General features: G+C 67.0%; 23 protein-coding genes. 16 read left to right on the top strand and 7 right to left on the bottom strand.

Going from position 1 to position 24,733, the window contains the following annotated elements; all coding sequences use genetic code 11:
- The first annotated feature begins 82 nt into the window (after window positions 1–82).
- The 8 genes from AC3WLC_RS14285 to AC3WLC_RS14250 all read left to right on the top strand — a co-directional run bounded on the left by AC3WLC_RS14285 (window position 83) and on the right by AC3WLC_RS14250 (window position 8,777).
- Window positions 83–754, top strand: a complete 672-nt coding sequence (locus AC3WLC_RS14285; protein ID WP_493684601.1) for a cyclase family protein — start codon at window positions 83–85, stop codon at window positions 752–754.
- Window positions 755–794: 40 nt separating this feature from the next.
- Window positions 795–2,192 carry a flagellar biosynthesis protein FlgA gene (locus AC3WLC_RS14280; protein ID WP_493684600.1) on the top strand — a complete coding sequence of 466 codons (1,398 nt, stop codon included), beginning with the start codon at window positions 795–797 and terminating at the stop codon, window positions 2,190–2,192.
- A gap of 166 nt (window positions 2,193–2,358) precedes the next feature.
- Window positions 2,359–3,324, top strand: coding sequence for an amidohydrolase family protein (locus tag AC3WLC_RS14275; RefSeq protein WP_493684599.1), 966 nt, complete (start codon window positions 2,359–2,361; stop codon window positions 3,322–3,324).
- Window positions 3,324–3,869, top strand: coding sequence for a TRAP transporter small permease (locus AC3WLC_RS14270; RefSeq protein ID WP_493684598.1), 546 nt, complete (start codon window positions 3,324–3,326; stop codon window positions 3,867–3,869). The genes AC3WLC_RS14275 and AC3WLC_RS14270 overlap by 1 nt, the downstream gene beginning before the upstream one ends.
- The gene (locus AC3WLC_RS14265; RefSeq protein WP_493684597.1) at window positions 3,866–5,149 is read left to right on the top strand and encodes a TRAP transporter large permease subunit; all 1,284 of its coding nucleotides are present in this window, start codon (window positions 3,866–3,868) and stop codon (window positions 5,147–5,149) included. Before AC3WLC_RS14270 ends, AC3WLC_RS14265 begins: the two co-directional genes overlap by 4 nt.
- Window positions 5,150–5,197: 48 nt before the next feature.
- Window positions 5,198–6,193 (top strand): TRAP transporter substrate-binding protein, encoded by a 996-nt coding sequence (locus tag AC3WLC_RS14260; protein WP_493684596.1) that lies wholly within the window; start codon window positions 5,198–5,200, stop codon window positions 6,191–6,193.
- A 286-nt stretch (window positions 6,194–6,479) separates the two neighbouring features.
- Entirely contained in the window at window positions 6,480–7,805 is a 1,326-nt protein-coding gene (locus AC3WLC_RS14255) for an LLM class flavin-dependent oxidoreductase (protein WP_493684595.1), read from the top strand.
- Between the two features lie 480 nt (window positions 7,806–8,285).
- On the top strand, window positions 8,286–8,777 hold the full coding sequence (locus tag AC3WLC_RS14250) for a GAF domain-containing protein (RefSeq protein WP_493684594.1): 492 nt from the start codon (window positions 8,286–8,288) through the stop codon (window positions 8,775–8,777).
- A 4-nt stretch (window positions 8,778–8,781) separates the two neighbouring features.
- Here AC3WLC_RS14250 and AC3WLC_RS14245 read toward each other — a convergent pair whose 3' ends face one another.
- Together AC3WLC_RS14245 and AC3WLC_RS14240 are read right to left on the bottom strand one after the other, a co-directional pair.
- Complete coding sequence (locus AC3WLC_RS14245) at window positions 8,782–9,828, bottom strand: aldo/keto reductase (protein ID WP_493684593.1); 1,047 nt, start codon at window positions 9,826–9,828, stop codon at window positions 8,782–8,784.
- A 140-nt stretch (window positions 9,829–9,968) separates the two neighbouring features.
- Entirely contained in the window at window positions 9,969–10,739 is a 771-nt protein-coding gene (locus tag AC3WLC_RS14240) for a DeoR/GlpR family DNA-binding transcription regulator (protein WP_485846616.1), read from the bottom strand.
- 276 nt (window positions 10,740–11,015) lie between these two features.
- Between AC3WLC_RS14240 and AC3WLC_RS14235 the strand changes: the two genes are divergently transcribed.
- The 5 genes from AC3WLC_RS14235 to AC3WLC_RS14215 all read left to right on the top strand — a co-directional run bounded on the left by AC3WLC_RS14235 (window position 11,016) and on the right by AC3WLC_RS14215 (window position 16,866).
- Window positions 11,016–11,930 (top strand): PfkB family carbohydrate kinase, encoded by a 915-nt coding sequence (locus AC3WLC_RS14235; RefSeq protein WP_493684592.1) that lies wholly within the window; start codon window positions 11,016–11,018, stop codon window positions 11,928–11,930.
- Between the two features lie 191 nt (window positions 11,931–12,121).
- A complete protein-coding gene (locus tag AC3WLC_RS14230; protein WP_493684591.1) occupies window positions 12,122–13,528 on the top strand; it encodes a hypothetical protein in 1,407 nt (468 codons plus the stop codon).
- 86 nt (window positions 13,529–13,614) lie between these two features.
- Window positions 13,615–14,895 (top strand): ABC transporter substrate-binding protein, encoded by a 1,281-nt coding sequence (locus AC3WLC_RS14225; protein ID WP_493684590.1) that lies wholly within the window; start codon window positions 13,615–13,617, stop codon window positions 14,893–14,895.
- Window positions 14,896–15,082: 187 nt separating this feature from the next.
- Window positions 15,083–15,976 (top strand): carbohydrate ABC transporter permease, encoded by an 894-nt coding sequence (locus AC3WLC_RS14220; RefSeq protein ID WP_493684589.1) that lies wholly within the window; start codon window positions 15,083–15,085, stop codon window positions 15,974–15,976.
- Window positions 15,973–16,866: a carbohydrate ABC transporter permease gene (locus tag AC3WLC_RS14215; protein WP_493684588.1), complete on the top strand. Its 894-nt coding sequence runs from the start codon at window positions 15,973–15,975 to the stop codon at window positions 16,864–16,866. Before AC3WLC_RS14220 ends, AC3WLC_RS14215 begins: the two co-directional genes overlap by 4 nt.
- 132 nt (window positions 16,867–16,998) lie before the next feature.
- Here AC3WLC_RS14215 and AC3WLC_RS14210 read toward each other — a convergent pair whose 3' ends face one another.
- Complete coding sequence (locus tag AC3WLC_RS14210; protein WP_493684587.1) at window positions 16,999–17,478, bottom strand: Lrp/AsnC family transcriptional regulator; 480 nt, start codon at window positions 17,476–17,478, stop codon at window positions 16,999–17,001.
- 117 nt (window positions 17,479–17,595) lie between these two features.
- On the opposite strand from AC3WLC_RS14210, the gene AC3WLC_RS14205 reads away from it, so the two are divergent.
- Both AC3WLC_RS14205 and AC3WLC_RS14200 read left to right on the top strand, forming a co-directional pair.
- On the top strand, window positions 17,596–18,792 hold the full coding sequence (locus AC3WLC_RS14205) for a diaminopropionate ammonia-lyase (RefSeq protein ID WP_493684586.1): 1,197 nt from the start codon (window positions 17,596–17,598) through the stop codon (window positions 18,790–18,792).
- Complete coding sequence (locus tag AC3WLC_RS14200) at window positions 18,792–19,421, top strand: glutathione S-transferase family protein (protein ID WP_493684585.1); 630 nt, start codon at window positions 18,792–18,794, stop codon at window positions 19,419–19,421. Before AC3WLC_RS14205 ends, AC3WLC_RS14200 begins: the two co-directional genes overlap by 1 nt.
- A 3-nt stretch (window positions 19,422–19,424) precedes the next feature.
- Here the strand turns inward: AC3WLC_RS14200 and AC3WLC_RS14195 are convergent, their stop codons facing one another.
- Window positions 19,425–20,054: an FMN-binding negative transcriptional regulator gene (locus tag AC3WLC_RS14195; protein ID WP_493684584.1), complete on the bottom strand. Its 630-nt coding sequence runs from the start codon at window positions 20,052–20,054 to the stop codon at window positions 19,425–19,427.
- A 50-nt stretch (window positions 20,055–20,104) separates the two neighbouring features.
- On the opposite strand from AC3WLC_RS14195, the gene pdxR reads away from it, so the two are divergent.
- Window positions 20,105–21,571, top strand: a complete 1,467-nt coding sequence (gene pdxR, locus AC3WLC_RS14190; RefSeq protein ID WP_493684583.1) for a MocR-like pyridoxine biosynthesis transcription factor PdxR — start codon at window positions 20,105–20,107, stop codon at window positions 21,569–21,571.
- 3 nt (window positions 21,572–21,574) lie between these two features.
- Here the strand turns inward: pdxR and AC3WLC_RS14185 are convergent, their stop codons facing one another.
- The 3 genes from AC3WLC_RS14185 to AC3WLC_RS14175 all read right to left on the bottom strand — a co-directional run bounded on the left by AC3WLC_RS14185 (window position 21,575) and on the right by AC3WLC_RS14175 (window position 24,600).
- Window positions 21,575–22,375 carry an aldolase gene (locus tag AC3WLC_RS14185; protein ID WP_493684582.1) on the bottom strand — a complete coding sequence of 267 codons (801 nt, stop codon included), beginning with the start codon at window positions 22,373–22,375 and terminating at the stop codon, window positions 21,575–21,577.
- Between the two features lie 69 nt (window positions 22,376–22,444).
- A complete protein-coding gene (locus tag AC3WLC_RS14180) occupies window positions 22,445–23,839 on the bottom strand; it encodes an ATP-binding protein (RefSeq protein WP_493684581.1) in 1,395 nt (464 codons plus the stop codon).
- A complete protein-coding gene (locus AC3WLC_RS14175) occupies window positions 23,836–24,600 on the bottom strand; it encodes a response regulator (RefSeq protein WP_493684580.1) in 765 nt (254 codons plus the stop codon). Before AC3WLC_RS14175 ends, AC3WLC_RS14180 begins: the two co-directional genes overlap by 4 nt.
- Between the last annotated feature and the right edge of the window lie 133 nt (window positions 24,601–24,733).

Here is a 24,733-nt window from a genome sequence, read left to right as displayed (position 1 = left end):
AAATTCTTGCATACAAGAATTCAGGCACCTAGAACGGAGCCGCCGGCTAGCCGGCATCCCTTTCTGCAATCCGGGCAGCGCCATGCACATCGTCGACCTTTCCATGCCGATCGCGCCGCATTTCCGCTGGCCGGTGGAGCTTTCGATCAAGGGCGACATCGCGGCGGGCGACCAATTCCGTGTCTCGAAGATCAACGGCCCCTGCCATGGCTTCTCGCATGTCGATGCGCCGGCCCATTTCGTCGCCGGCGCGCCGACGATCGAGGCGACGCCGCTCAGCCGGGTGGTCGGCCCCTGCCGGGTGCTTGATCTAAGCGAGCGCCCGGCCAATGAACCGATTGGTCCGGAGCACCTCGCCGCGGCCGATGCCGGCGGGGCCGATGGCGAGATACTGCTGTTGGCGACGCAGTGGAACGACCGGCGCGATTACAACGACAAGAGCTTCTGGACCGAAGCGCCCTGGCTGACGCTGGAAGCGGCGCAGTGGCTGGCGGAGCGCAAGCCGACAGCCGTCGCCTTCGACTTCCCGCAGGACTATCCGATCCGCCTCCTGCTCGAAGGCAAGGAAGTGCCCAAGCCCGAGCATGTCACCCACCATGTCCTGCTCAGCCATGGCGTCACGCTGATCGAATACGTCGTCAACACCAGCAAGCTGACGGCGCCGCGCAACCTGTTCTCGGCCGCGCCGCTGCTGATCCCGAATGCCGACGGCGCCCCCGCCCGCATCTACGCCATCGAGGGCCTGGCCGTCTGACGGCCGCCACCCTGCCCTGCCCGAACGAAAGCGATTTCCAGTGAACATCGAGAACCTGTTCGCGCTGAAGCCCAGCGCGCCCGATCGCGTGATCTCCGCCGCCCTCGTCGGCGCCGGCGAATTCGGCGCGAGCTTCATCGGCCAGGCCCGGCGCGCCCCGCATATCGAGCCGCGCGTCGTCTGCGATCTCGACATCGGCCGCGCCCGCAAGGCTGCGCTGGCCGGCGGCCTGAGCGAAGGCGAGATCATCGCCTGCCACAGCGCCTCCGAGGCCAGGGCCGCACTCGACCGCGGGCTTGTCGCGCTGATCGGCGATGCCGCCCATCTCGAAGGCCTCCCCGTCGACGTCGTCGTCGAGGCGACCGGCGATCCGGAAGGCGCGGCAATGACCGCACTCGCCGCGATCGAGGCCGGCCGCCATCTCGTCATGGTGACCAAGGAGGCCGAGTGCATCATTGGCCCGATCCTAGCCCATCGCGCCCGCCAGAAGGGCGTCGTGCATACCCCGGTCGACGGCGATCAGCCGAGCCTGCTGATCGGGCTGATCGGCTGGGCCCGCATGCTCGGCCTGCCGATCGTCGCGGCCGGCAAGTCGTCTGAATCCGATTTCGTCTGGGATCCGGAGGCCGGCACCGTCACCGCCTGGGAGAAGGCTGTGCCGGCCGCCGATTTCGCCGCGGCTTTCGGCAAGCTCGGCAGCGACCCGCTTGGCCTGCTCGAGGCCCGTGCAAAGCTGCCCTTCCCGTGCGCCACCGTGCCCGACCTTTGCGAAATGGGCATCGTCGCCAACCATACCGGGCTGATGCCGGACGTGGCCGCGATGCATGCACCGATCGCGCGGACCACCGAATTGCCGAGCCTGTTCCGGCCGGCGGTCGAAGGCGGCCTGCTCTCCGGCACCGGCCGCGTCGACATGTTCAACTGCCTGAGAAGGCCGGACGAGCTCTCCTTCGCCGGCGGCGTCTTCGTCATCGCCGAGACGCCGGACCTCGCAACTGGCAAGCTCTTTGCCGGCAAAGGCATCCCCTGCTCGCCGGATGGCCGCTATGTCCTACTGCACAACCCGGTGCACCTGCTCGGGGCGGAGGCACCAATGTCGGCACTGTCGGCTGCGCTGCTCGGCCAGTCGACTGGCGGCGCCGAAGTGCTGCCACGCGTCGACCTGACGGCGCGGGCGAGCCGCGACCTCGAACCCGGCGAGACGCTGACCATGGGCTATCGCCATGTCATCGAGGGGCTGGAGCCGCAACTGACCCCTGCCCGTCCGCTCGGACCGAGCGAGCCGGTCCCCTATTACCTCACCGCCGGCCGGCCGGTGGTGCGCAAGGTCGCCCGCGGCGCCGTCGTCACCTGCGCCGATATCGCCCTCGACGAGACCACCACCCTGGCTCGCCTGCGCCGCGAGCAGGACGCGCTGTTCAACCCCGGCGCGCTTTGACTTTGCGGCAACATTCTGTATGCAGCATACAACACTCAGATAAAACTAATCGAAAGCGGGCGACCGCTGAGGAAACGATCGGGAGGCAGGGATGACGGGCGCAAGCACCGGACCGGCCGGGCACAGCCCGAACCACACCTACCTTCCGCCGCAGCGGAGCTAGGCCATGGTGGCAAGCCCCGACCAGCGCGCCCGCTTCCTCGCCTCCGGCGCCGATGACGATCTGCCGATCATCGACGCCCACCACCATTTCTTCGATCTCGCGCGCAATTATCATCCCTGGCTGAGCGACCACCCGGTCGCCTTCCGCTATGGCGACTACAGCGCGATCAAACGCGACTTCATGCCGGCCGACTATCGCCGCGCCATCGACGGGCATCTCGTCGTCGGCAGCGTGCTGATGGAAGGCGAATGGGATCCGCGCGATCCGATCGGTGAGATGCGCTGGGCTTCCGACGTCGCGCGCGAGCATGGCCTGCCGAGCGCCGCGATCGGCCAGATCTGGCTCGACCGCGCCGATGTCGGCGAGGTCGTCGTGGCCTATCGCGAGATGCCCCTGGTCCGCAGCGTCCGGCACAAGCCAAGAGCCGTCGCCCGCGCGGATCACCGTTTGGATTTCGCTGCGCCCGGCTCGATGCGCGATGCCAAATGGCGCGATGGCTATGCTTTGCTCGCCGGCGCCGGACTCAGCTTCGATCTGCAAACGCCCTGGTGGCATCTGGACGAAGCCGCCGAGCTCGCCCGCGATTTCCCGGATACCACCATCATCCTGAACCATGCCGGACTGCCGGCCGACCGCAGTCCTGAGGGCCTTGCCGCCTGGCGCGCGGCGCTGGGCCGGCTGGCGCGCGAGCCGAACGTCGTCGCCAAGATTTCCGGCATCGGCGTGCCCGGACAGGCCTGGACGCTGGAGCTGCAGGCGCCGGTGATCGACGGTGTGATCTCGGCCTTCGGCACCAAGCGCTGCGCCTTCGCCAGCAACTTCCCGGTCGACGGCCTCTGCGCTCCGTTCGGGACGATCTTCGACGTGTTCAAGGCGGCGGTCCATGAGCGGCCGGTGACCGAACGCCTCGCTTTGTTCCACGACAACGCCGCGCGCTGGTACGGGCTCGCCGCCGAAGGAGCCGCCTGATGAAACTCCGCGCTGTGCTCCTGCGCCTGACCGAAGACGTGCTGATCGCCGGCTTCGTCGTGATGATCGCCATGGTCTTCGGCAATGTCGTGCTGCGCTACGCCTTCAGCTCCGGCATCATCTCCTCGGAGGAGTTGTCGCGGCTGATCTTCGTCTGGCTGACCTTCGGCGGCGCCTTCCTAGTGGCGAAGGACGGCCAGCATCTCGGCATGACCACCGTCGTCACCATGCTCGGCCGCAATGGCCGCTGGTGGTGCCGGCTCGCGGTCGAGGCGTTGTCGCTGCTCTGCATGGGCATGCTGGTCGTCGGCTGCTGGCAGCAGGGCGTGATCAATATCGAAAACCACCAGCCGGTCACCGGCGTGCCCGTCGCGGTGACCTATCTCGCCGGCCTCGTCGGCGGCATCGGCATCGGCGCGCTCAACCTGATCGCGCTGACGCGGCTGCTGACCGGCCGCATGCCGGACGACGAGCTCGTCGTCGGGGCGGAATCGGAAGAGCTCACCGCCTTCGAGAACCAGCAGGCGGCGGAGAAGCGCTCGTGACCGTCTTCATCTTCCTGGGCTCGCTGATCGGGGCGATGGCGCTCGGCATGCCGATCGCGATGGCGCTGCTGGTCTGCGGCGTGGCGCTGATGCTGCAGCTCGGCACCTTCGACTCGCAGATCCTGGCGCAGAATCTGATCGGCGGCGCCGATTCCTTCCCGCTGATGGCCGTGCCCTTCTTCATGCTCGCCGGCGAGTTGATGAATGCCGGCGGCCTTTCGCGCCGGATCATCGCGCTGGCGGTGACGCTGATCGGCCATGTCCGCGGCGGGCTCGGCTATGTCGCGGTGCTGGCGGCGCTGGTGATGGCGAGCATTTCCGGCTCGGCCGTCGCCGACACTGCGGCGCTCGCCGCGATCCTGCTGCCGATGATGCGCCAGGCCGGCTACAACCTGCCGCGCGCCGCCGGGCTGATCTCGGCCGGCGGCATCATCGCGCCGGTGATCCCGCCCTCGATCGGCTTCGTCGTCTTCGGCGTCGCCGCCGGCGTCTCGATCACGCGGCTCTTCATCGCCGGCATCGTGCCCGGCATCCTGATGGGCCTTGCGCTGATCATCACCTGGTACATCGTCGCCCGCGACGAGCCGACCGCCCGTGCAAAGCGCGCCAACCTGCGCGAGATAGGCCAGGCGGTCCTGGACGGGCTCTGGGCGCTCGGCCTGCCGTTCCTGATCATCGGCGGCATGAAGGCCGGCGCCTTCACGCCGACCGAGGCAGCGGTTGTCGCGGCGGTCTATGCCGCTTTCGTCGGCGGTTTCATCTATCGCGAGCTGAAGTTCGAGCATCTGCGCCCGGCCCTGCTCGCGGCGCTGAAGACCTCGGCGGCGGTAATGTTCCTGGTCGCGGCGGCGATGGTCTCGGCCTGGCTGATCACCATCGCCGACATCCCGGGCCAGGTCTCGGCCCTGCTCGGCCCGCTGATCGAATACAAGACGCTGCTGATGCTGGCGATGATGCTGCTCGTCGTCGTCGTCGGCACGGCGCTCGACTTCATCCCGACCGTGCTGATCCTGACGCCGGTGCTGATGCCGATCGTCAAGCAGGCCGGGATCGACCCGGTCTATTTCGGCGTGATGTTCATCATCAACAACGCCATCGGCCTTCTAACGCCGCCCGTCGGCACGGTGCTCAACGTCGTCTGCGCCGTCGGCCGCATCCCGATGGACCGCGTCATCAAGGGGGTGATGCCGTTCCTGCTGGCGCAACTCGCCATCCTGCTTCTGCTGATCTTCGTGCCCGAGATCGTCACGGTCCCGGCGCGCTGGCTCTACGGGCGATAGCGCCCCGCTCTGCCTGCCCAACCAACGACAAGACCGGAGGACGCCATCATGACCATCACCCGCAGAACCGCCCTCACCGGCGCTGGCGCCGGCATCGCCCTCTTCGCCATCGGCCGCCCGGCCCTGGCGCAGGCGGTGAAGCTGCGCTTCGCCCATCCGCATCCGGAGGCCGACAGCTGGCACAAGGCCGCCCTGCTCTTCGCCGAGCAGGTCAAGGCCAAGAGCCAGGGCCGCTATGAAATCCAGGTCTTCCCGAACGGTGCGCTCGGCTCGGATGCGCAGACGATCAGCGCGGTGCGCGGCGGCTCGCTCGACATCTGCCTGACCGGCAACCCGTTCTTCACCGGCCTGGCACCCAAGCTCAACGTGCTCGACTTGCCCTTCCTGATCCAGAGCCGCAAACACGCGGCGGCCGTGATGGACGGCCCGATCGGCGACGGCCTGCGCAAGGAGCTCGAAGGCTCCAACCTGAAGGCGCTCGCCACCTGGGAGATCGGCTGGCGCAACCTCACCAACAACCGTCGCCCGGTCGCGACCGCCGCCGACCTGAAGGGCCTGAAGATCCGCACCACGCCGAACCCGGCCCATATCAAGGCCTTCCAGCTGCTCGGCGCGATCCCGACCCCGATGGCCTTCACCGAGCTCTTCACCGCGCTGGAGACCGGCACGGTCGACGGCCAGGAGAACCCGGTGACGCTGATCCTCAACGCCAAGTTCAACGAGGTTCAGAAGCATCTCTCGCTGACGCGCCACGCCTTCACCACTGGCCCGCTGGTGATGAACAAGAGCAAGTTCGACGCGATGCCGACCGACGTCCAGCAGATGCTGGCCTCGATCGCGCTCGAATGCGCCGGTATCCAGCGCAAGATGAACGAGGATACCGAAGGCTCCAGCCTCGACGCGCTGAAGAAGGCCGGCATGCAGGCGGTCGAAAACCCCGACCGCGACTCCCTGGCCAAGGTCGTTACCGCCGAGGTCGAGAAGGAGTTCGTCGGCAAGTACGGCAGCGACGTGCTGGACGCGATCAAGAAGGCGGCTGTCTGAGGAAGCTGGCACCAACGCGTCATGCTCGCCCTTGTGGCGAGCATCAACGTCTTGAACACTGCGCTAGCCGAGTGAAGACGTGGATGGTCGGGACAAGCCCGACCATGACGAGAATGGCTCCGCCGAAGGGAGAGCAATTCTCCCTATCTCTCAGCCCAGGAAGACGATTTTGGCGTAGCTGCTGATCCAAAGAGACGATTCTTGGCTTTTTGTGCCGCGCCATGGCGTAGCGGCGGACGCAGGCATAGCTCAGCATGCTCTGAGCAACCGCCTGCCGAGGCCAGCCATGACGACCGCGCGCCAGCTTCACTTGGGGGCCTTCATGCGCCCCGTCAGCATCCATACCGGCGCCTGGCGCTATCCCGGCGCCTATCCCGATGCGAACTTCAATTTCGGGCACCTGAAGCGCTTCGCCAGGAAGCTTGAGGCCGGTAAGTTCGACGCCTTCTTCATGGCCGACCACCTCGCCGTGCTGAACATGCCGGTCGAGGCGCTGAAGCGCAGCCACACGGTGACCTCGTTCGAGCCGTTCACCCTGCTCTCGGCGCTCGCCGGCGCGACCGAGCGCATCGGCCTCGTCGCCACCGCCTCGACCACGTTCGACGCGCCCTATCACATCGCCCGGCGCTTCGCCTCGCTCGACCATATCAGCGGCGGCCGCGCCGGCTGGAACATCGTCACCACCTCGAACCCGGATGCGGCGCTGAATTTCGGCCTTGATGCCCAGGTCGACCATGGCGAGCGCTATGACCGGGCGCGCGAGTTCTACGATGTCGTCACCGGCCTATGGGATTCCTTCGCCGACGACGCCTTCATCCGCGACCGCGAGAGCGGGCTTTATTTCGACCCGGATAAAATGCGGCGCATCGATCACAAGGGCGAGCACCTCTCGGTGCGCGGGCCGCTCAACATCGCAAGGCCGCCGCAGGGCTGGCCGGTGATCGTCCAGGCCGGCGCCTCCGAGCCCGGCCGTCAGCTTGCGGCCGAGACGGCCGAGGTCGTGTTCGGCGCGCATGGCACGCTCGCCGCTGGGCAGGCCTTCTATGCCGATGTGAAAGGCCGAATGGAAAAGGCCGGCCGCAATCCCGACCATCTCAAGATCCTGCCGGGTGTGCTGACCGTGGTCGGCGACAGCGTCGAGGAAGCCCGTGAGAAGCGGGCGCTGCTCGATTCCTTCGTGCACTATGACAGCGCCATTGCCTCGCTCTCGATCGCGCTAGGCCATGACGCGACCGGTTTCGACCCGGATGCTCCCCTGCCCGACATACCCGAGACCAACCACAGCAAGAGCGGCCGCGAGCGGGCGATCGCGCTCGCCCGCCGCGAGAACCTGACCGTCCGCCAGCTCGCCCAGCGGCTCGGCGGCTATGGTGGGCTCGCCTTCGTCGGCACGCCGAAGACCATCGCCGACGAGATGGAGCAATGGCTCACCGAGCGCGGCAGCGACGGCTTCAACGTGATGTTCCCCTACCTGCCCGAGGGGCTCGACGACTTCGTCGACAAGGTCGTGCCGGAGCTGCAGCGGCGCGGGCTATTCCGCCGGGAGTACCAGGGGCCAACTCTGCGCGACCATCTCGGCCTGCCGCGGCCGGCCAACCGGCATTTCGCCTGAATATTCCCCGGCGGGCCACCGCCGGGGGCAATTCCGCCTGCTGTCATCAAATCTTTGAACAGCCGTTTCATTGACCCCAGAGCGGCGATTGCGAATGATCTGAATATCGGACCGCAGCGATGCGGGCCGGTCGCGGGATTTGCCGGAGCAGCTTGCACCGCGTCACCAAAGCTAAAAGCGCCACGAGACTGTCGTGGGCTCCCAATCTGGAGACGCATGATGGTCTACGTGCTCTATTTCGCCAGGCGGCAGTTGCGGCGGCTCTCCGCCTTCCTGCTCTGGACGCGCAGCTGCCCCCCGCCCTCCGGCCGGCAATAGAGCATTTCCGACGAACACAGGTTCGCCGAAAACGCTCTATCTCTTTGTTTCCACGCAATTCCGGACGCAAAACCGCTGCGCACTTTTGCTGGAATTGCTCTGACCCCTCGCAAAATCCGCTCAGGCGGCGCATATCCAGCCTCGACTTTATGGAGGCGAGCCATGTTCCAGGCGGCGACGGTCTCGGCCAGCGACAAGCCGGGCTTCTACAGGGAGCTCGTCCAGCAGCTCGAAGGCCTGCTGCATGGCGAGCGCGACGCGATCGCCAACGCCGCCAACCTGTCGGCGCTGCTCTATAACGCGATGCCGCGGCTGAACTGGGCCGGCTTCTATCTGATGCGCGGCGGCGAGCTGGTGCTCGGACCTTTCCAGGGCAAGCCGGCCTGCGTGCGCATCCCGGTCGGGCGCGGCGTCTGCGGTACGGCGGTCGCCCGGCGCGAAACGATGCTGGTCGAGGATGTGCACGCCTTCCCCGGTCATATCGCCTGCGACGCCGCCTCGCGCTCCGAGCTGGTCGTGCCGCTGATCCGCGACGGCGAGGTCATCGGCGTGATCGATCTCGACAGCCCTGAGCCCGGCCGTTTCGACACAGACGACCAGGCCGGCATCGAAGCGATCGCCAGCCTCTATCTCGAAGCCAGCGACCGCTTCTGACGGCTCAGCCCACGCGGCGTGGATCGGGCTTGGCCCGGTTGGCGCCCTGGCGTTCCAGCATCCAGCCTGGATATTCCTTCGGCAGGGCGCTGACCGCGTCGAGCTTCGCCAGCTCATCGGCAGTGAAGGTGATCTCGCTCGCAGCGATATTCTCCGCGAGCTGCTCGGGCCGCTTGGCGCCGACGATCACGCTGGTCACGGCCGGCTGGTGCAGCAGCCAGGCGAGCGCGACCTGCGCGACGCTGGCCTTGTGCGCCTCGGCGATCGGCCGCATCGCGTCGATGACATCATAGCCGCGCTCGCGATCGACCGGCGGGAAGTCGAAGCTGGCGCGACGGCCCTCGCCGCCCTGCTCGTTGCGGCGATCATATTTGCCCGAGAGCAGGCCGCCGGCGAGCGGGCTCCAGACCATCAGCCCGACCTTCTCGGAGAGCAGCATCGGCGCGATCTCGCGCTCGAGGTCGCGGCCGGCGATGGTGTAATAGGCCTGCAGCGAAGCGACGCGGGCAAGATGCCGCCGCTCGCTGATGCCGAGCGCCTTGGCGACCTGCCAGGCCGCCCAGTTCGAGACGCCGACATAGCGCACCAACCCCTGCCGGACGAGCGCATCAAGCGCTTCCAGGGTCTCCTCCATCGGCGTCACGCTGTCGAAGGCGTGGATCTGATAGAGGTCGATATGGTCGAGCTGGAGCCGCTTCAGGCTGGCCTTGGCCTGCTCAAGGATATGATAGCGGCTGACGCCCGAGCCGTTCGGCCCCTGCCCCATCCGGCCGAACACCTTGGTGGCGACCACGACCTCGTCGCGAGCGATGCCGAGATTGCGCAGCGCCTGGCCGGTGATCTGTTCGGAATTGCCCTCAGCATAGACATTGGCGGTGTCGATGAAGTTGATGCCGGCATCGAGCGCGGTCTTCACCAGCCCATCGGCTTCCTGCTGGTCGAGCCGGCCGATATTGCCCCAGATGCCGGTGTCACCGCCTCCGAAGGTCATGGTGCCCAGGCACAGTTCGGAGACGAGCAGGCCGGTCTGGCCAAGCGTTTGATAGCGCATGACGTGTCTCTTTCGACGATAGGATTTTTTCGACTGACGCGGCCGCGGCGGGATACGCCCATATGGCGCGGGGCGGCCTCCTGATAGGATAGGAGCCCGACCTGCCAGCGCGCAACGCGCCGGCGCTCACCGTTGCGTGATCAGCCGGCTACGATCAGCTCGCAGCGCGCGTCGCGGATCATCTGCGCAGTGGCGGCCGGCGGCTGGCGGTCAGTCACCAGCGTCGAGATCTCGCTGAGATGGGCGAGGCGCGCCATGGCGACGCGGCTGAACTTGGTGTGGTCGGCGAGCAGGACCGAACGGCGGGCATTGCGCAGCATGGTGCGCCCGACCACAGCCTCGTCGTCGCGGTATTCGAGCAGATTCCCGGCCGCATCGATGCCGCCGATGCTGGTCATGTGCAGGTCGCAGCGATAGTTCTCGATGAAGGCGGCGGCATGCATGCCGCCGCAGGCCCGGTTCGGCCCGAGCCAGTGGCCGCCGGTGATCAGGATCGAGATCTCCGGGCACTTGTCGAGGATTGCGGCAGCAGCCGTGCTGTTGGTGACGACGCGCAGGCCGCGCGGGCGGCGCTCGGCGATCGCCTTGGCGAGCGCGTCCATGGTCGTGCCCGGCGTCATGAACAGCGAGGTGCCCGGCGTCACCAATTCGGCGGCGGCCTGCGCCATCGCGGCCTTCTCGCCCGCCGTCTCGACGACACGCAAGCCGTAGTCGGTGTTCGCTGTCGAGAGATTGGCGCTCGCTCCGCCGTGATGGCGTCGCAGCAGGCCGCGGTCGGCGAGGTCCTGCAGATCACGCCGCACCGTCTGCGGCGTGACGTTGAAGGCCGAGACGATCTCCTCGATCGCGACATAGCCGCGCTTGCCGAGGATATCGAGAATGTCGGCGTGGCGTTTGCTCAGCGGTTCCATGGCAGGCCTGCTTCAGAGCCGAATCCGGGCCGGCTTCATAGCCCGATTGGTTGGAAGTCTCTACGACCGCAGCGTCTCTACACGCAATGCGCGTTTGCGAAAATGGTGTTGCGAAAGTGAAAGCGTCAGGCATCATCGCTTTCGCCGCGCAACCGGATCCTGCCGGCACGACAGAGAATGAGATCCGGCGGGACGAAACATGCTGACCACGCGGCCAGGACGCCGGCGGATACGCCTCATTGAATCGATCGTCTTTCCCGGCAACGGAGGACGGGCATGAGCGGCCGCCTGATCGTCTGTGTCGGCAATCTCGTCCAGGACGAGGTCTTCGAGGTCGAGGCCCTGCCCTCGGCCGGCATCAAGACCGGCGTGCTCGGCTACACCGAGCGCTTCGGCGGGCCGGCCGCGACGGCCGCGGTGGCGATCTGCAATCTCGGCGGGCAGGCCGCCTATTGGGGCCGGGTCGGCGCCGACGCCGCCGGCGAGACGGGCCTGCGGCTGCTGCGCGGCCACGGTGTCGACTGCGGCGGCGTCGCCATCCTGCCGGAGGGGCACACGCTGCGGGCGATCGTCCTGGTCGACCGGCGCGGCGAGCGTAGCATCGTCTCGAACCGGCGCAGCCTGTCGCAGGATGCGAGCGTGCTGCCGCAAGGCGGCCTCGATGGAGCGGGCGCGGTGCTGGCCGATACGCGCTGGCCGGGCGGCGCGGCGATCGTGCTCGATCGCGCCCATGCGGCCGGCATCCCCAGCGTGCTCGATGTCGATGGCGGCACCCCGGAGGATAATCGCCGCCTGATCGCCAAGGCCGATCACATCGTCTTCTCCGCCGAGGGCTTGCGCGACTATGCAGGCGACGGCCCGGCCGAGGATCTGCTGCGGCGCTGCGCTGATGGATCCGACAAGGTCTTCGCCGTGACGCGCGGCAGCGCCGGCAGCCTCTGGCTGATCGATGGCGAGCTCGTCAGCGTCCCCGCCTTCAAGGTCGCGGCGAAGGACACCACCGGCTGCGGCGACGTCTTCCACGGCGCCTATGCGCTGGGACTGTGCGAGGGGCAAAGCCCCGTCGAAGCCGCACACCTGGCGGCCGCGGTCGCGGCCCTCAAGGCCGAGCGCGCCAATGGCTGGGACGGCATGCCCGATCGCGCTGCCGTCCAGGCCCTGCTGGCGACCGGCGAAACGCATACGAACTGAGGTTCGACCCGATTGCGCATTGCAACATGGCTTATGCTGCAATGCGCGAAAACGATAATATCACTTGCGATAACGAAAACGCCATGCATTGATTGCGAACGTGACGGGGCAGGCCTCCGAGCCGCCTCGCCGGAAGCCCGGATACACCGCCGGCGCTGTCCGTTTCGAAGCCGTTTTCGAAGGTATGACCCATGGCATGCGCCTCGCTCGCTGAGCTGACCGACGACCTCAAGACGATCGGCGTCGATCTCGCCGGCTCCTCGCCCGACTTCAGCAAGAGCAAGCGCCCGCCGGATGCGATGCTCGACCGCTGGGCCGAGACTGCTGCCCTTGCAGAGCCCGAGGCGCGCGCGGTGGCGATCTGGGCGATCCGCGAGGCCGCCCACGCCGCCGGCATCGTGCCCGCCTCGATCCAGGAGCTCTACCTCGCCTGCGCCGCCGGCAAATGGTCGGGCAAGACCGTGCCGGCGATGAACCTGCGCGGCTGGAGCTATCACACCTGCCGCGCCGTCTTCCGTGCCGGCAAGGAGCTCGATTCCAAGCTCTTCATCTTCGAGCAGGCGGTGGGCGAAGCGCTCTACGCCCAGCAGCCGCCACTGGAATACGCCGCGGCGGTGCTCGCCGCGGCGCTGCGCGAGGGCCATGTCGGCCCGGTCTTCCTCCAGGCCGACCATGACCAGATCAACGCCAAGGCCTATCTCGCCGACCCGAAGGCCGAGGTCCGCAAGCTCGAAAACATCATGCGCGAGCAGGTCGCGGCGGGCATGTACAGCATCGACATCGACGCCTCGACGGTGGTCGACCTGTCGCTGGCGACGGTCGAGGACCAGCAGCGCGTCAATGCCGAGCTGACCGCGCATTTCACCGAGTTCGTGCGCGGCATCGAGCCCAAGGGCGTCTCGATCTCGCTCGGCGCCGAGATCGGCGAGGTCGGCCATGAGAACACCACGCCGGAAGAGCTGCGCGCCTTCATGAAGGTCTATCTCACCGAGATGGCCAAGCGCAGCGCCAAGCTGCCGATCGTCAGCAAGATCTCGATCAATTCCGGCACCTATCACGGCGGCAAGGTGCTCCCCGACGGCACGCTTGCGCAGGTCAATGTCGACTACGACCTGCTGAAGACGATCTCGACGATCTGCCGCAGCGAGTACAACATGGCCGGCGCGGTTCAGCATGGCGCCTCGACCCTGCCCGGCACGCAGCTCGCCAAGCTGCCGAAGGCTGAGGCGGTTGAGGTCCATCTTGCGCTCGGCTTCAACAACCTGATCTTCGACCACCCGGCCCTGCCGCAAGCCTTGAGGGACCAGATCCGCGAGTACACCTTCGCCAATCACCTTTCCGAGAAGGGGGCGGGCGAGACCGATGCGCAGTTCTTCTACAACACCCGCAAGAAGTCCTGGAAGGTGATGAAGAAGCCGTTCTGGGAGATGCCGAAGGAGGCCGAGACGGCGATCATGGCCTCGCTTCAGGAGATGTTCCGCAACATGTTCACCTGGATGAATGTGGGCGGGACGAGCAAGCTGGTCGACGACAACACCACGCTGGTCAAGGTCGCCCCTCCGGTGCCCGAGGCTCTGCGCAAGGCGCGTGCGGCCTGAAAGGCCATCTCGTGACTACGGCGCGCCCGCAACGACGGACGCGCTGCTCAAGCCCAAGAACGATAATCAACCGGGAGGAAACGCATATGGATCAGCATCGCAGGTCTTCCTTGCTGACGCTCGCGGCGATGGCGCTCGCCTCGGCGATCAGCCTGCCGACGCTCGCTGTCGCCCAGCAGAAGGAGGTCCGCTGGGGCCAGTGGAAGGGCACCGAGGTCGGCGAGAAGTTCATGGGCGAGCTCAAGGCCGCCTTCGAGAAGGACCATCCCGACATCAAGCTGACACCGGTCGACTCGCCCTTCACCGGCTTCCACGATCGCGCCATCGTGCTGCACCAGGCCAAGAAGCTGCCGGACGTACTGCTGGTCCAGGTCGATTGGGTCGCCGAATTCGCCGATCTCGGCATGATCGAGCCGCTCGACGAGCGCATCGCCAAGGAGCCGAAAGAGTTCTTCTCGAACATCCCGGAGACCTTCCACGCGAAGTGGAAGGGCAAGCAGTACTACCTGCCGATCGAGAGCGGCGCGGTGGCACTGTTCTGGAACACCGACCGGTTCAAGGAAGCCGGCCTTTCCGGGCCGCCGAAGACCTGGGACGAGTTCGCCGAGTACTCGCGCAAGCTGACCAATCCCGACAAGCGCCAGTTCGCAGTCACCGGCACGCTCCAGGCCGAGCCGCCGACCAACATGACCTATGACATCTACCCGCTGCTGCTGCAGAGCGGCGCGACGCTGATGGATCCGGCGACCAACAAGGCCGTGTTCAACAGCCCGGAGGGCGTCGCCGCGATCGAGTGGTACATCGACCGGGTGAACAAGGACAAAGTCTCGGTGCCGGGCGTGCTGAGCAATGGCGAAAAGGAAAAGCGCGCCAACTTCGCCTCGGGCAATGTCGCGATGATGTTCGAGGGGCCCTGGGGCGTCGCCATCCAGAAGCAGCTCAATCCGAACCTCAACTACGACATCGCCCCGCTGCCGAAGGGCAAGAGCACCGGCACCATGGTGCGCGGCTCGCTCAACACCATCAGCAGCCAGGCGCAGGACAAGGACGCGGCCTGGACCTTCATGAAGTGGCTCTCTGGCCCGAAGGGCATCGAGATGTGGGCGAAGGGTTCGGGCGGCTTCCCGGCCCGCACCGATGTCGCGAACCAGGACTGGTTCAAGGAGCGCAAGCTCTTCCAGGCCTTCGTCACCCAGATGGCGCAGCCGAACGCGCAGTCGCCCTTCCTGTCGATGCCCAACGCCGTGCAGATGAACAAGGTGATGAGCACCGAGATTCAGAACGCGGTGCAGGGCAAGAAGACCGCCAAGCAGGCGCTGGATGACGCCGCGGCCGAATGGAACAAGGTTCTCGCCGGCGCCAAGTGATCCTTCGGGATTCACTCTGTTAGTCGTCCCGGGCGACCGAAGGGAGACCCGGGACCCATGCCTGAGCCTTCATGATTGAAGCTCCGGCATGGATCCCGGATCGGCGCCGCTTCGCGGCTTGTCCGGGATGACTCGGATCATTCTGAGAGGTGGCGATGTGCCGCCGCCCCGCACCGATCGGCGAGTCATGCTGCTGACGATCAAACGCAAATACCGCGAGGAACTCCTGGCCGCGTCCTTCCTGTGGCCGTCGCTGCTGATCCTCGTCGCGCTCCTGATCTACCCGCTGATCGACGTGGTCCGCCTGAGCTTCCACGACAGCAACCTCCAGCGCGAGGTCTGGGTCGGCTTCGGCAACTACATCGCGCTCGCCAATGATCCGCTGTTCTGGCGCGCCTTCTGGCAGACGGTCGTCTTCACCTTCTTCAGCGTGCTACTGCACCTCGTGATCGGGCTGGGCCTGGCGCTGCTGCTCAACATGAATCTCGACCCGGCCCTCCGGACCATCGCGCGCGGCCTCCTGATCGTGCCCTGGCTGCTGGCGCCGACCGTCGCGGGCATGATCTGGGTGCTGATGCTGCAGCCCTTCGGCGTGCTCAACGGCCTGCTTGCCTCGCTCGGCTTCATCGACGCCAACTTCACCATCTCCTGGCTCGGCGATCCCTCGACGGCGCTGGGATCGGTGACGGCGATGAATGTCTGGCGCGCCTTCCCCTTCTTCATGGTGATGCTGCTCGCCGGCCTGCAGGCGATTCCGAAGCAGCTCTACGAGGCCGCCGAAATCGACGGCGCCTCGCTGTTCCGGCAGTTCTGGCACATCACCCTGCCACAGCTGCGCGGCGTCATCACCACGATCGTGCTGCTCGACTCGATCTGGACCTTCCGCGCCTTCGACCCGGTCTATGTCATGACCGGCGGCGGCCCGGCGCATAGTTCGGAAGTGCTGGCGACGGCAATCTATTTCGACGGCTTCCAGAAGCTACGGTTCGGCTACGCCTCGGCCGAGGCCGTGGTGATGTTCATCGTGCTCTTCATCGTCAGCGCCATCTATGTCCGTCGAACCATGAGCAATCAGCAATGACCGTCGCCCAGCCTGTCGCCGCGGCGCACACACGCCCCTATCTCGGCAAGATCGGCATTCGCGGGCGCGAGCGCCTGCTCAACATCGTCGCCTATGTCCTGCTGCTGGTCGCGATCGCGATCGTGTTCTTCCCGCTCGCCTGGATGCTGACCGTTTCGGTCAGGCCCAACATCGAGGTGATGCGGATGCCACCGGAATGGCTGCCGCAGGTGTTCACGCTGGAGGGTTACCGCAAGATCTTCGCGAGCCCGCGCTATCTCCTCGTCTTCGCCAACACGATGCTGATCTCCCTGCTGGTCACCGTGCTCTCGCTAATCCTCGGCGCGATGGCGGCCTATGCGCTGGCGCGCTTCAAGTTCGCCGGGCAGCGGGCGGTGCTGATGTTCTTGATCACCACGCAGATGTTCCCGCTGGTGCTGCTCTGCATCCCCTATTTCCGGATCTTCATCACGCTCGGGCTCTACGACACCCGCACCTCGCTGATCGTGGTCTACCTGACCTTCACTTTGCCCTTCTGCATCCTGATGCTGCGCAGCTACTTCATCAACATTCCCCGCGACATCGAGGAAGCGGCGATGGTCGACGGCTGCTCGCGCCTCGGTGCGATCTTCCGGACGCTGGTGCCGATGTCCTATCCCGCCTTCATCGGCGCCGGGCTCTACACCTTCCTGCTCGCCTGGAACGAGTTCCTGTTCGCGGTGGTGCTGATCGAATCCTGGGAAAACCGGGTGCTAACCATGGCGATCTACAGCCTGATGGCCGAGTTCGTCACCGACTGGAACACGATGATGGCCTTCTCGGTGCTGGCGAGCCTGCCCTTGGTGATGGCCTTCATCTTCCTGCAGAAGTTCATGGTCCAGGGCATGACCGCGGGCGCGCTGACGTCGTGAGGCGGGCTCGCCGCTATTCCATCTCGTCATGCTCGCCCTTGTGGCGAGCATCCATGTCTTGAACACCGCAGTGCTTGAGTGAAGTCGTGGATGGCCGGGACAAGCCCGACCATGACGGGAAGGAGCAGCGCTTCACCCCACCGGCACGCTGAGCCCCGCCTTGACGCGGTCCATCGCGACGAAGGTCCGGAACTTGCGGATATTGGCGTCGGCGAAGAAGAGCCGGCGCGTCAGCGCCTCATAGGCCGCCATGCTCGGCACCAGCACGACCAGCATGAAATCGACCTCGCCGGTGACGTAATAGCACTGCTGCACCTCCGGCGCGGCGAGGAAGGCGCGCTTGGCCGCGTCGATGTCTTTTGCCGTCTCGCTGACCAGCTCGATCTCGACGAAGATGGTGATCGGGTGACCGAGCGCCGCCGGCTCGACCACCGCGACATTGGCGGTGATGACGCCGTCCTTCTCCATCCGGCGGATGCGGCGCTGCACGGCCGGCGCCGACAGGTTGACCTTCTCGCCGATCACCCGCTGCGGCGTGGTGTTGTCCTGCTGCAGGATGGCGAGGATGGCCCGGTCGAAGGCATCGAGGGCGGAAGCGGACGTTTCACTCAAGCGCAGCTCCAGGGGCAATGATCGTGAAACAAACTTGCAAGGCCGGCGGCTGATTGCAGCGCCTTTTTCACGACGCTTGCAATATCTCTTCACCTGGACATCTCAAAGAGGCAAGCCGTGCTCCTGCTCAACCAGCTCCCGGACTTCCGCCAGCCACTCCATCCGGTCGATGCGCAGACGCTCGGCCCCGTCGGCGCCGACGCGATCGAGCGGCATCTCGCAGGCAGAGCCGAGCATGTACCGACGCCGCTAAGCGCCCTGCCCAATCTCGCCAAGGAGCTCGGCATCGGCGCACTGCATCTCAAGGACGAAGGCCAGCGGCTCGGCCTCGGCAGCTTCAAGGCTCTGGGCGGCGCCTATGCCGTGACGCGCCTGGTGCTGGAGGCGGCGAGCGAACGGCTCGGACGAACACTCGACGAAGCCGACCTGGCGTCGCCCGAGGTTCGCGCAATCGCGGCCGGGATGACCTTCGCCTGCGCCACTGACGGCAATCACGGTCGCTCGGTCGCGCAGGGAGCGCAGCTCGTCGGCGCGCGCTCGGTGATTTTCATGCATGGCGGCGTCAGCGAGCCCCGCGCCGCGGCGATTGCCCGCTTCGGTGCCGAGGTCGTTCGCGTCCCCGGCACCTATGACGATTCCATCGTCGAGGCCGCCCGCATCGCCAATGAGCAGGGCTGGACCACCGTCTCCGACACCTCCTGGGACGGCTATGAGCGCATCCCCGGCCTCGTCATGCAGGGCTATACCGCGATCATCCGCGAGGCCTTGCGGGATCTGCCGGAGCTGCCGACCCATGTCTTCGTCCAGGCCGGCGTCGGCGGCATCGCCGCGGCGATCGCGGCGCAGCTCTCGCTCGAGTTTGGCGACAAGCGACCGGTCTTCACCGTGGTCGATCCCGCCCGCGCCGCCTGCCTGTTCGAGAGCGCCCGCGCCGGGCAGCCGACCAAGATCGCCCATGGCGCGCCGACGGTGATGGCGATGCTCGAATGCTACGATCCCTCGCCGCTCGCCTGGCGCGTGCTGGCGCGCACGGCCGATGCCTTCATGACCGTCGAGGACGAGGTCGCGGTCGAGGCGATGAACCGGCTGGCGCGTCCGGCCGGCAGCGATCCGGCGATCGTCGCCGGCGAGAGCGGTGCGGCCGGTTTTGCCGGTTTGCTGGCGGCGCTGCGCGATCCGCAGGCGCGGGCCGCGCTGAAGCTCGACGCTTCCTCCCGCGTCTTCGCCGTCGTCACCGAGGGCGCGACCGATCCGGAGCGCTATGCCGAGCTGGTCGGGCTGACGCCGGCCGAAGTCGCCGGGCAGGCGGCGTGATGTCGGACAAGCTCACCCTGCTCTACCAGAGCCACTCGCCCTATGCCCGCAAGGTTCTGGTCTGCGCTCATGAGCTCGTGCTGGCCGACCGTCTCGACGTCGTCCATCACGAGACCAGCCCGACCAACCGCAACGACGCCGTCTTTGCCCGGAATCCGCTCGGCAAGGTGCCGGTACTGCTGACCCCCGATGCCGGGGCGCTCTTCGATTCCGTGGTGATCTGCGACTATCTCGACCGGCTCGCCGGCCAGGGTTCGCTGATCCCGCGCGAGGGGCCGGCGCGTTATGAAGCCCTGCGCTTGCAGGCGCTGGCACAGGGCCTGTGCGATGCCGGCATCGCCGTGCGCTGGGAGACCGAACGCCGGCCGGAAGCACTGCGCTATCCGCCGCTCGCCGAGGGGCAGACGACCAAGCTGCTCGAAGCCTATGACTATCTGGAGACACAGGCCGATCTCGACGGCCCGGTGACCGTCGGCCAGATCGGTTTGGCGACGGCGCTGGCCTGGCTCAGCTTCCGCCACCTGCCGGATTTCCGCGAGCGGGCGCCGCGACTCGCCCGCTGGTATGATCGCTTCAACCAGCGCCCGTCGATGCGCGCCACGCCCTATGAGGGCGAGACGCAGGACTGAGCCTCAGCCTTCGACCGGTACCATCGCGGCGACGGCGAGATCGCTGGGACGCTCGCTCGCGGCCAGCCCTTCGGCAACGCCGAGACGGTCGGCCAGCGGGCGGTTCTGGCTCATCTTGCGCTTGCCTTCGAGCCGGGTGATCGGAATGCGCAGGCCGATGATGCCGCGCAGCTGCGCCTGCACGAAAGCGGGCGGCGCGTCATCGACCGCCCAGGGCTGCGCCCGGGTGCCCTCATGCAGATTGGTCAGGCGCGTGACCGCGTCGAGCAGGCGCTCGGGATCGTCGAAGAACTCGGCCTGGCCATAGGCATGCACCGCCTGGTAGTTCCAGGTCGGGACGACCTTGCCGGTCTCGCGCTTGGTCTCGTACCAGGACGGCGTGACATAGGCATCGGGCCCGCTGAACAGCACCATGGCTTCGCCGATCGCCGCGGCCTTCCATTGCGGATTGGCGCGGGCGAGATGGCCGTGGAGCACGCCGAACTCGCCCTCCTCCGCCGCCAGGATCAGCGGCAGCGGCGTCGCGAGCAGACCCTCGGCCGTGGCGGTGACCAGGGTGGCGAGCCGGCAGGCGCGCATCATCGCGTGGATCTCGGCGCGATCGTCGACGCGGAAGGCCGGCGGCGTGTACATGAAACAGGTCTCCTTGCGGTCGCTGTCGTCATGCCGTTAATCTGGCCTGCGTGAAACGACCAGTTTCGAGCATTCCGACCGGGCCAGTCGAGCACGATGTCGGCGCCCAACGCCGTGTCGTCGCAGCGATCAAGCGCGAGATCGCGGCCGGTGTCCATGCACCCGGCTCGCGCTTGCCATCGACGCGGGCGCTCGCAGCCGAATGGGGCCTGTCGCGTACCACCGTCACGGCCGCCTTCGAGCAATTGGCCGCCGAAGGCTATCTCGAAACCCGGCCGGGTGCGCGGGCGCGGGTCGCGGCCGGATTGGTGCAACCGGGGTCGTTGCCGGGAAACGCGCCAGCATCGCGCGCGGTCGAACTTTCCGCCTATGGAAGGCGACTGGCGGCAGCCTCCCCCATTCCGTGGAACCCGCAGCCTTTCGCGCTCGATTTCCGCTATGGCGAGCTCGCCGGCAGCGACTTCCCGACGCTGGCCTGGCGGCGGGCACTGGCGAACGCGGTGACCAGACGGCCGAGCCGCCTGCGCTATGGCGATCCGCGTGGCCTGCCGGAATTGCGATCCGCCTTGCAAGGCTATCTCTGGCGCGGCCGCGGCCTGCGCTGCGAGGTCGACGATATCCTTGTCGTCAACGGCTCGCAGCAGGGTTTCGATCTCTGCACGCGGCTATTGCTCGATCCCGGCGACCGCGTCGTGATCGAGGACCCCGGCTACAATCTGGCCCGCCAAGCCTTCCTGACGGCAGGGGCCGAGCTTTCGCCGCAGCCAGTCGACCGTGAAGGCATGCAGACTGCGATGTTGCCGCCGGCGCGGCTCGCCTTCGTCACGCCCTCGCATCAATTGCCGCTCGGCAGCATCCTCTCGGCGCCGCGCCGGCAGGAACTGCTCGCCTGGGCGGCACGCCATGGCGCCTTCGTCATCGAGGACGATTACGACGCCGAGTATCGGCACGGTGTCGGCCCGGTGCCGCCTTTGCGCTCGCTCGACCAGGCCGGCAGCGTGATCTATCTCGGCACGGTCTCGAAAACGCTCTCGCCGACCTTGCGGCTCGGCTATCTCGTGCTGCCGTCGGCGCTGCGCGAGGTCTTCGCCCGAGCCAAGCGCATGGTCGACCGGCATACGCCCGAACTCGAACAAGCCGCCCTGGCCGAGCTGATCGAAAGCGGCGCCTATGAGCGGCATGTCCGCCGCATCCGGCGCCGCAATGGCGAGCGGCGAGCGGCCCTGCTGAAGGCCCTGCGCGAACGACTGGGCGATCGCGTCAGCATCGTCGGCACCGATGCCGGCCTGCACGTCCTCGCCTGGATCAATGGGCTGCCGCAAGCGCGCGAGGCTGAGCTGACGGAGTGGGCTGCGGCCGCCTCGCTCGGCCTTTATGGCGTGAGCGGACTCTATGACCGGCCGGACGATCCCGACCGCCGCGCCGGCCTCGTCATCGGCTATGCTGCGCTCGACGAGGCGCAGATCGTGGCCGGCATCGCGCGGCTGGATGGGTTGCTGCGGGAGCTGGGCGCCTAGGTCTCAATCCCGGTACACGGGCTCCTCGGTGTCGAGCTGGCGGCGGATCGAGGCCAGATGCAGGCGCGCCGATTCCGGATCGCCCTCGCGCATCTGCTGGTAGGCCGCCTCGGCGATCTCGGGCTTGACCGGCAGCACCTGGCGGCCGGTCGAAAGCGCCAGGGCCTGCACCTCGCAGGCGCGTTCGAGATAATAGAGATCGTCCCAGGCCTCGGCGATGTTGGGGCCGAGCACCATGACGCCATGATGCTTCATGAAGACGATGTCGGCATCGCCGACTGCGCCGGCGATGCGGTCGCCCTCGCGCTCGTCGAGGGCAAGGCCGTTATAGTCGCGGTCGAACGCAGTGCGGCCGTAGAACTTCAGCGCCGTCTGCCCGGCGAAGATCAGCGGATCGCCCTCGGTCATCGAGAGCGCCGTCGCATAGGGCATATGGGTGTGGAAGGCGACGCGGGCGCGCGGCAGGTTCTTGTGAACGCGGGCGTGGATATAGAAGGCGGTCGCCTCGGGCTGGCCCTCGCCGGCGACGACATTGCCGTGGAAGTCGCAGATCAGCAGCTTCGAGGCGGTGAGCTCGCGGAAGGCCCAGCCATAGGGATTGACGATGAAGAGGTCGTCATAGCCCGGCACCAGCGCCGAGAAATGGTTGCAGATGCCCTCCTCGAACCCGTAGCGCGCCGCCATGCGGAAGCAGGCGGCAAGATCGCGCCGAGCCTCCCAGACCGCGTCGGAGTCGAGGTTCGGCTGGTTCGGGCCGGCGGAGACGACTGCCGGCGTCGCACCGGGCTTCAGGGAATGTGCCATGGGGTCAGTCTAGGGCTGCTCCGAAGCGAGGCAAGCAAACCGCCCTGCGTCAGGCGAAGAGGCTGATGGTCATCCCCGCATATCGGGCGCGGGCTGGGTCGTCCGATCGAGCTTCGGCAGCAGCAGCGTCACAAGCAAGCCGCCCTCGGCGCGGTTCTCCAGCGTGATCGAGCCGTCATGCGAGCGGGCGATGGCGAGCGCGATCGTCAGGCCGAGGCCGGAGCCGCCGGTCTGGCGGCCGCGCGATTCCTCCAGGCGCACAAAGGGGTGGAACACCCGCTCGCGATCGGCCTCGGCGATGCCGGGCCCCTTGTCCTCGACCGTGACGGCGAAGCTGTCGCCGGCATCGGTGATGCTGACCCTGGCTTCCTCGCCATACTTCACGGCATTGCCGATGATGTTGGAGGCTGCGCGCTTCAGGGAGAGCAATCTGCCCTGGACCGGGGCGGAATTCAGCCCGACCAGCAGGACGAAATGGCCCTGGTCGACATGCTCGTCGACGATCGTCTCGATCACCGAGGCGAGATCGACCGGGCGCAGCGGCTCGCTGGAAGTCCCGCCCCGCAGATAGTCCAGGGTCGAGTCGATCATCGCCTCCATCTCGCCGAGATCGCTGTCGATCAAGCTGCGGGTCGCCTCGTCCTCCAGGAATTCGGAGCGGAGCCTGAGGCGCGTGATCGGCGTGCGCAGATCGTGCGAGACGGCGGCCATCGCCTGCATCCGCTCGCTGACGAGGCTGCGGATGCGATCCCGCATCGTGTTGAAGGCGCGCGCGGCGCGGCGCACCTCGACGGGCCCGGTTTCGGGAAGCGGTTGAGGGGTTTGATCGAGGCTGAAGCGCTCCGCTGCCAGCGCGAGATCGCGCAAGGGCCGCGTCGCCCAGCGCAGCAGCAGGAGCGCGACGACGACGATGGCGACGGCGAAACAGATCATGATCGCCGTCAGCCCCCAGTCGAGATGCTGCGAGGCCCCCAGTGCAGAAGAGGAGAAGTTGACCCAGGAGCCGTCGTCGAGCCGGACCGAGACCAGCATCATGTGCTTGTAGGCATTGGCCTCGCCGGCACCGAGCGCGCCGTCATCGGCGAAGCCGACGCGGAAGGATTCCGCCGCCAGCTCCGGCGCCAGCTCCTTGAGCCGCGCCTCCATGGCGCGGGTCCGCTCGGTCATCGGCGCGGTGCCGAGGACGAGGCTGACCTTGCTCCAGTGCACTTCCAGGCTGGCGCTCGACAGGTCATGCGCGACACGGTCGCGCTCCGGCGCCTGCGGCAGGCTGGCGATCGCCCGCTTGATCGAGACGATGCGCTCGGCAAGGCCGCGATCCTGGCCAGCGGTCGCGAGGTTCTCGACGCCGACGCGATAGGCCCAGTAGCCGAGCAGGTGGAAGGCTAGCAGGGCAGCGACCAGGATCAGGATGGCGCGGCTGGCGACCGTATCGGGCCAGAGCCGCTTGGCGAGGTTCGTCAAGCGGGCTGCCCCTGCTGGTGGTCGACCTGCGAGGCAAAGAGGTAGCCGGCGCCGCGAACCGTCTTGATCAGCTGGCCGCCCCTGGCATCGGCTTCGAGCTTGCGGCGCAGGCGGCTGATCTGGACGTCGATGGTGCGGTCGAACGGATCGTCGCTCATCCGCGCCTTGGCGAACTGCATCAGTGCCTCGCGCGACAGCACCCGGTTGGCATGCTCGACGAAGGCGACGAGCAGGTCGAACTCGCCGGTCGAGAGGTCGATCAGCGTCCCGGACGGCGATTGCAATTCGCGCCGCCGCAGATCCATGCGCCAGCCATCGAAGCTCACGACCGCGTTCGACTGCGCGGCGGCGGTGCCCTGTCCCGCTCTGACCCGGCGCAGCAGCGCCCGAACACGAGCGAGGAGCTCACGCGGACTGAACGGCTTGGTGACGTAGTCGTCCGCACCACCCTCCAGGCCAGTGATGCGGTCGCTCTCCTCGGTGCGGGCAGTCAGCATCACGATCGGCACCTGCGAGGTCGCGCGGACATCGCGGCAAAGCTCGACGCCGGAGCGGCCGGGCAACATCAGGTCGAGCACGATCAGGTCGATGGCGCTGTGGGTCAGCGCCTCCAGCATGGCTCGCCCGTCCGGTGCGCCGGTGACCTGATAGCCGTGCCGCTGCAGGAAGCGCGCGACGAGCAGCCTGATCTGCGGATCGTCGTCGACCACCAGGATATGGCCGTGATCGTCGACGGTCGTCGTGACGAGAGCCTGCTCCATTTCCGGCTGTGCTTCGGTTGGAATGTCCGTCTCCCCGCGAACGGGTCCCTGTCATCTCGTTGCCAGCACAATAGCGCGCCCGCAGGCCGGCTGCCCGCGCCGCTTTGAAACAATTTGTAACGGACGCCCGCGA

The organism is Allobosea sp. GW821-FHT03A12 (assembly GCF_058986765.1).
This window is presented reverse-complemented; position numbering and strand designations above follow the sequence as displayed.

Excerpts from the sequence above, each read along its gene's own strand:
- AC3WLC_RS14285 (WP_493684601.1), top strand. The coding sequence starts at position 83 with ATGCACATCGTCGACCTTTCCATGCCGATCGCGCCGCATTTCCGCTGG.
- AC3WLC_RS14275 (WP_493684599.1), top strand. The coding sequence starts at position 2,359 with ATGGTGGCAAGCCCCGACCAGCGCGCCCGCTTCCTCGCCTCCGGCGCC.
- AC3WLC_RS14270 (WP_493684598.1), top strand. The coding sequence starts at position 3,324 with ATGAAACTCCGCGCTGTGCTCCTGCGCCTGACCGAAGACGTGCTGATC.
- AC3WLC_RS14260 (WP_493684596.1), top strand. The coding sequence starts at position 5,198 with ATGACCATCACCCGCAGAACCGCCCTCACCGGCGCTGGCGCCGGCATC.
- AC3WLC_RS14255 (WP_493684595.1), top strand. The coding sequence starts at position 6,480 with ATGACGACCGCGCGCCAGCTTCACTTGGGGGCCTTCATGCGCCCCGTC.
- AC3WLC_RS14250 (WP_493684594.1), top strand. The coding sequence starts at position 8,286 with ATGTTCCAGGCGGCGACGGTCTCGGCCAGCGACAAGCCGGGCTTCTAC.
- AC3WLC_RS14245 (WP_493684593.1), bottom strand. The coding sequence starts at position 9,828 with ATGCGCTATCAAACGCTTGGCCAGACCGGCCTGCTCGTCTCCGAACTG.
- AC3WLC_RS14240 (WP_485846616.1), bottom strand. The coding sequence starts at position 10,739 with ATGGAACCGCTGAGCAAACGCCACGCCGACATTCTCGATATCCTCGGC.
- AC3WLC_RS14235 (WP_493684592.1), top strand. The coding sequence starts at position 11,016 with ATGAGCGGCCGCCTGATCGTCTGTGTCGGCAATCTCGTCCAGGACGAG.
- AC3WLC_RS14230 (WP_493684591.1), top strand. The coding sequence starts at position 12,122 with ATGGCATGCGCCTCGCTCGCTGAGCTGACCGACGACCTCAAGACGATC.
- AC3WLC_RS14225 (WP_493684590.1), top strand. The coding sequence starts at position 13,615 with ATGGATCAGCATCGCAGGTCTTCCTTGCTGACGCTCGCGGCGATGGCG.
- AC3WLC_RS14220 (WP_493684589.1), top strand. The coding sequence starts at position 15,083 with ATGCTGCTGACGATCAAACGCAAATACCGCGAGGAACTCCTGGCCGCG.
- AC3WLC_RS14215 (WP_493684588.1), top strand. The coding sequence starts at position 15,973 with ATGACCGTCGCCCAGCCTGTCGCCGCGGCGCACACACGCCCCTATCTC.
- AC3WLC_RS14200 (WP_493684585.1), top strand. The coding sequence starts at position 18,792 with ATGTCGGACAAGCTCACCCTGCTCTACCAGAGCCACTCGCCCTATGCC.
- AC3WLC_RS14195 (WP_493684584.1), bottom strand. The coding sequence starts at position 20,054 with ATGTACACGCCGCCGGCCTTCCGCGTCGACGATCGCGCCGAGATCCAC.
- AC3WLC_RS14185 (WP_493684582.1), bottom strand. The coding sequence starts at position 22,375 with ATGGCACATTCCCTGAAGCCCGGTGCGACGCCGGCAGTCGTCTCCGCC.
- AC3WLC_RS14175 (WP_493684580.1), bottom strand. The coding sequence starts at position 24,600 with ATGGAGCAGGCTCTCGTCACGACGACCGTCGACGATCACGGCCATATC.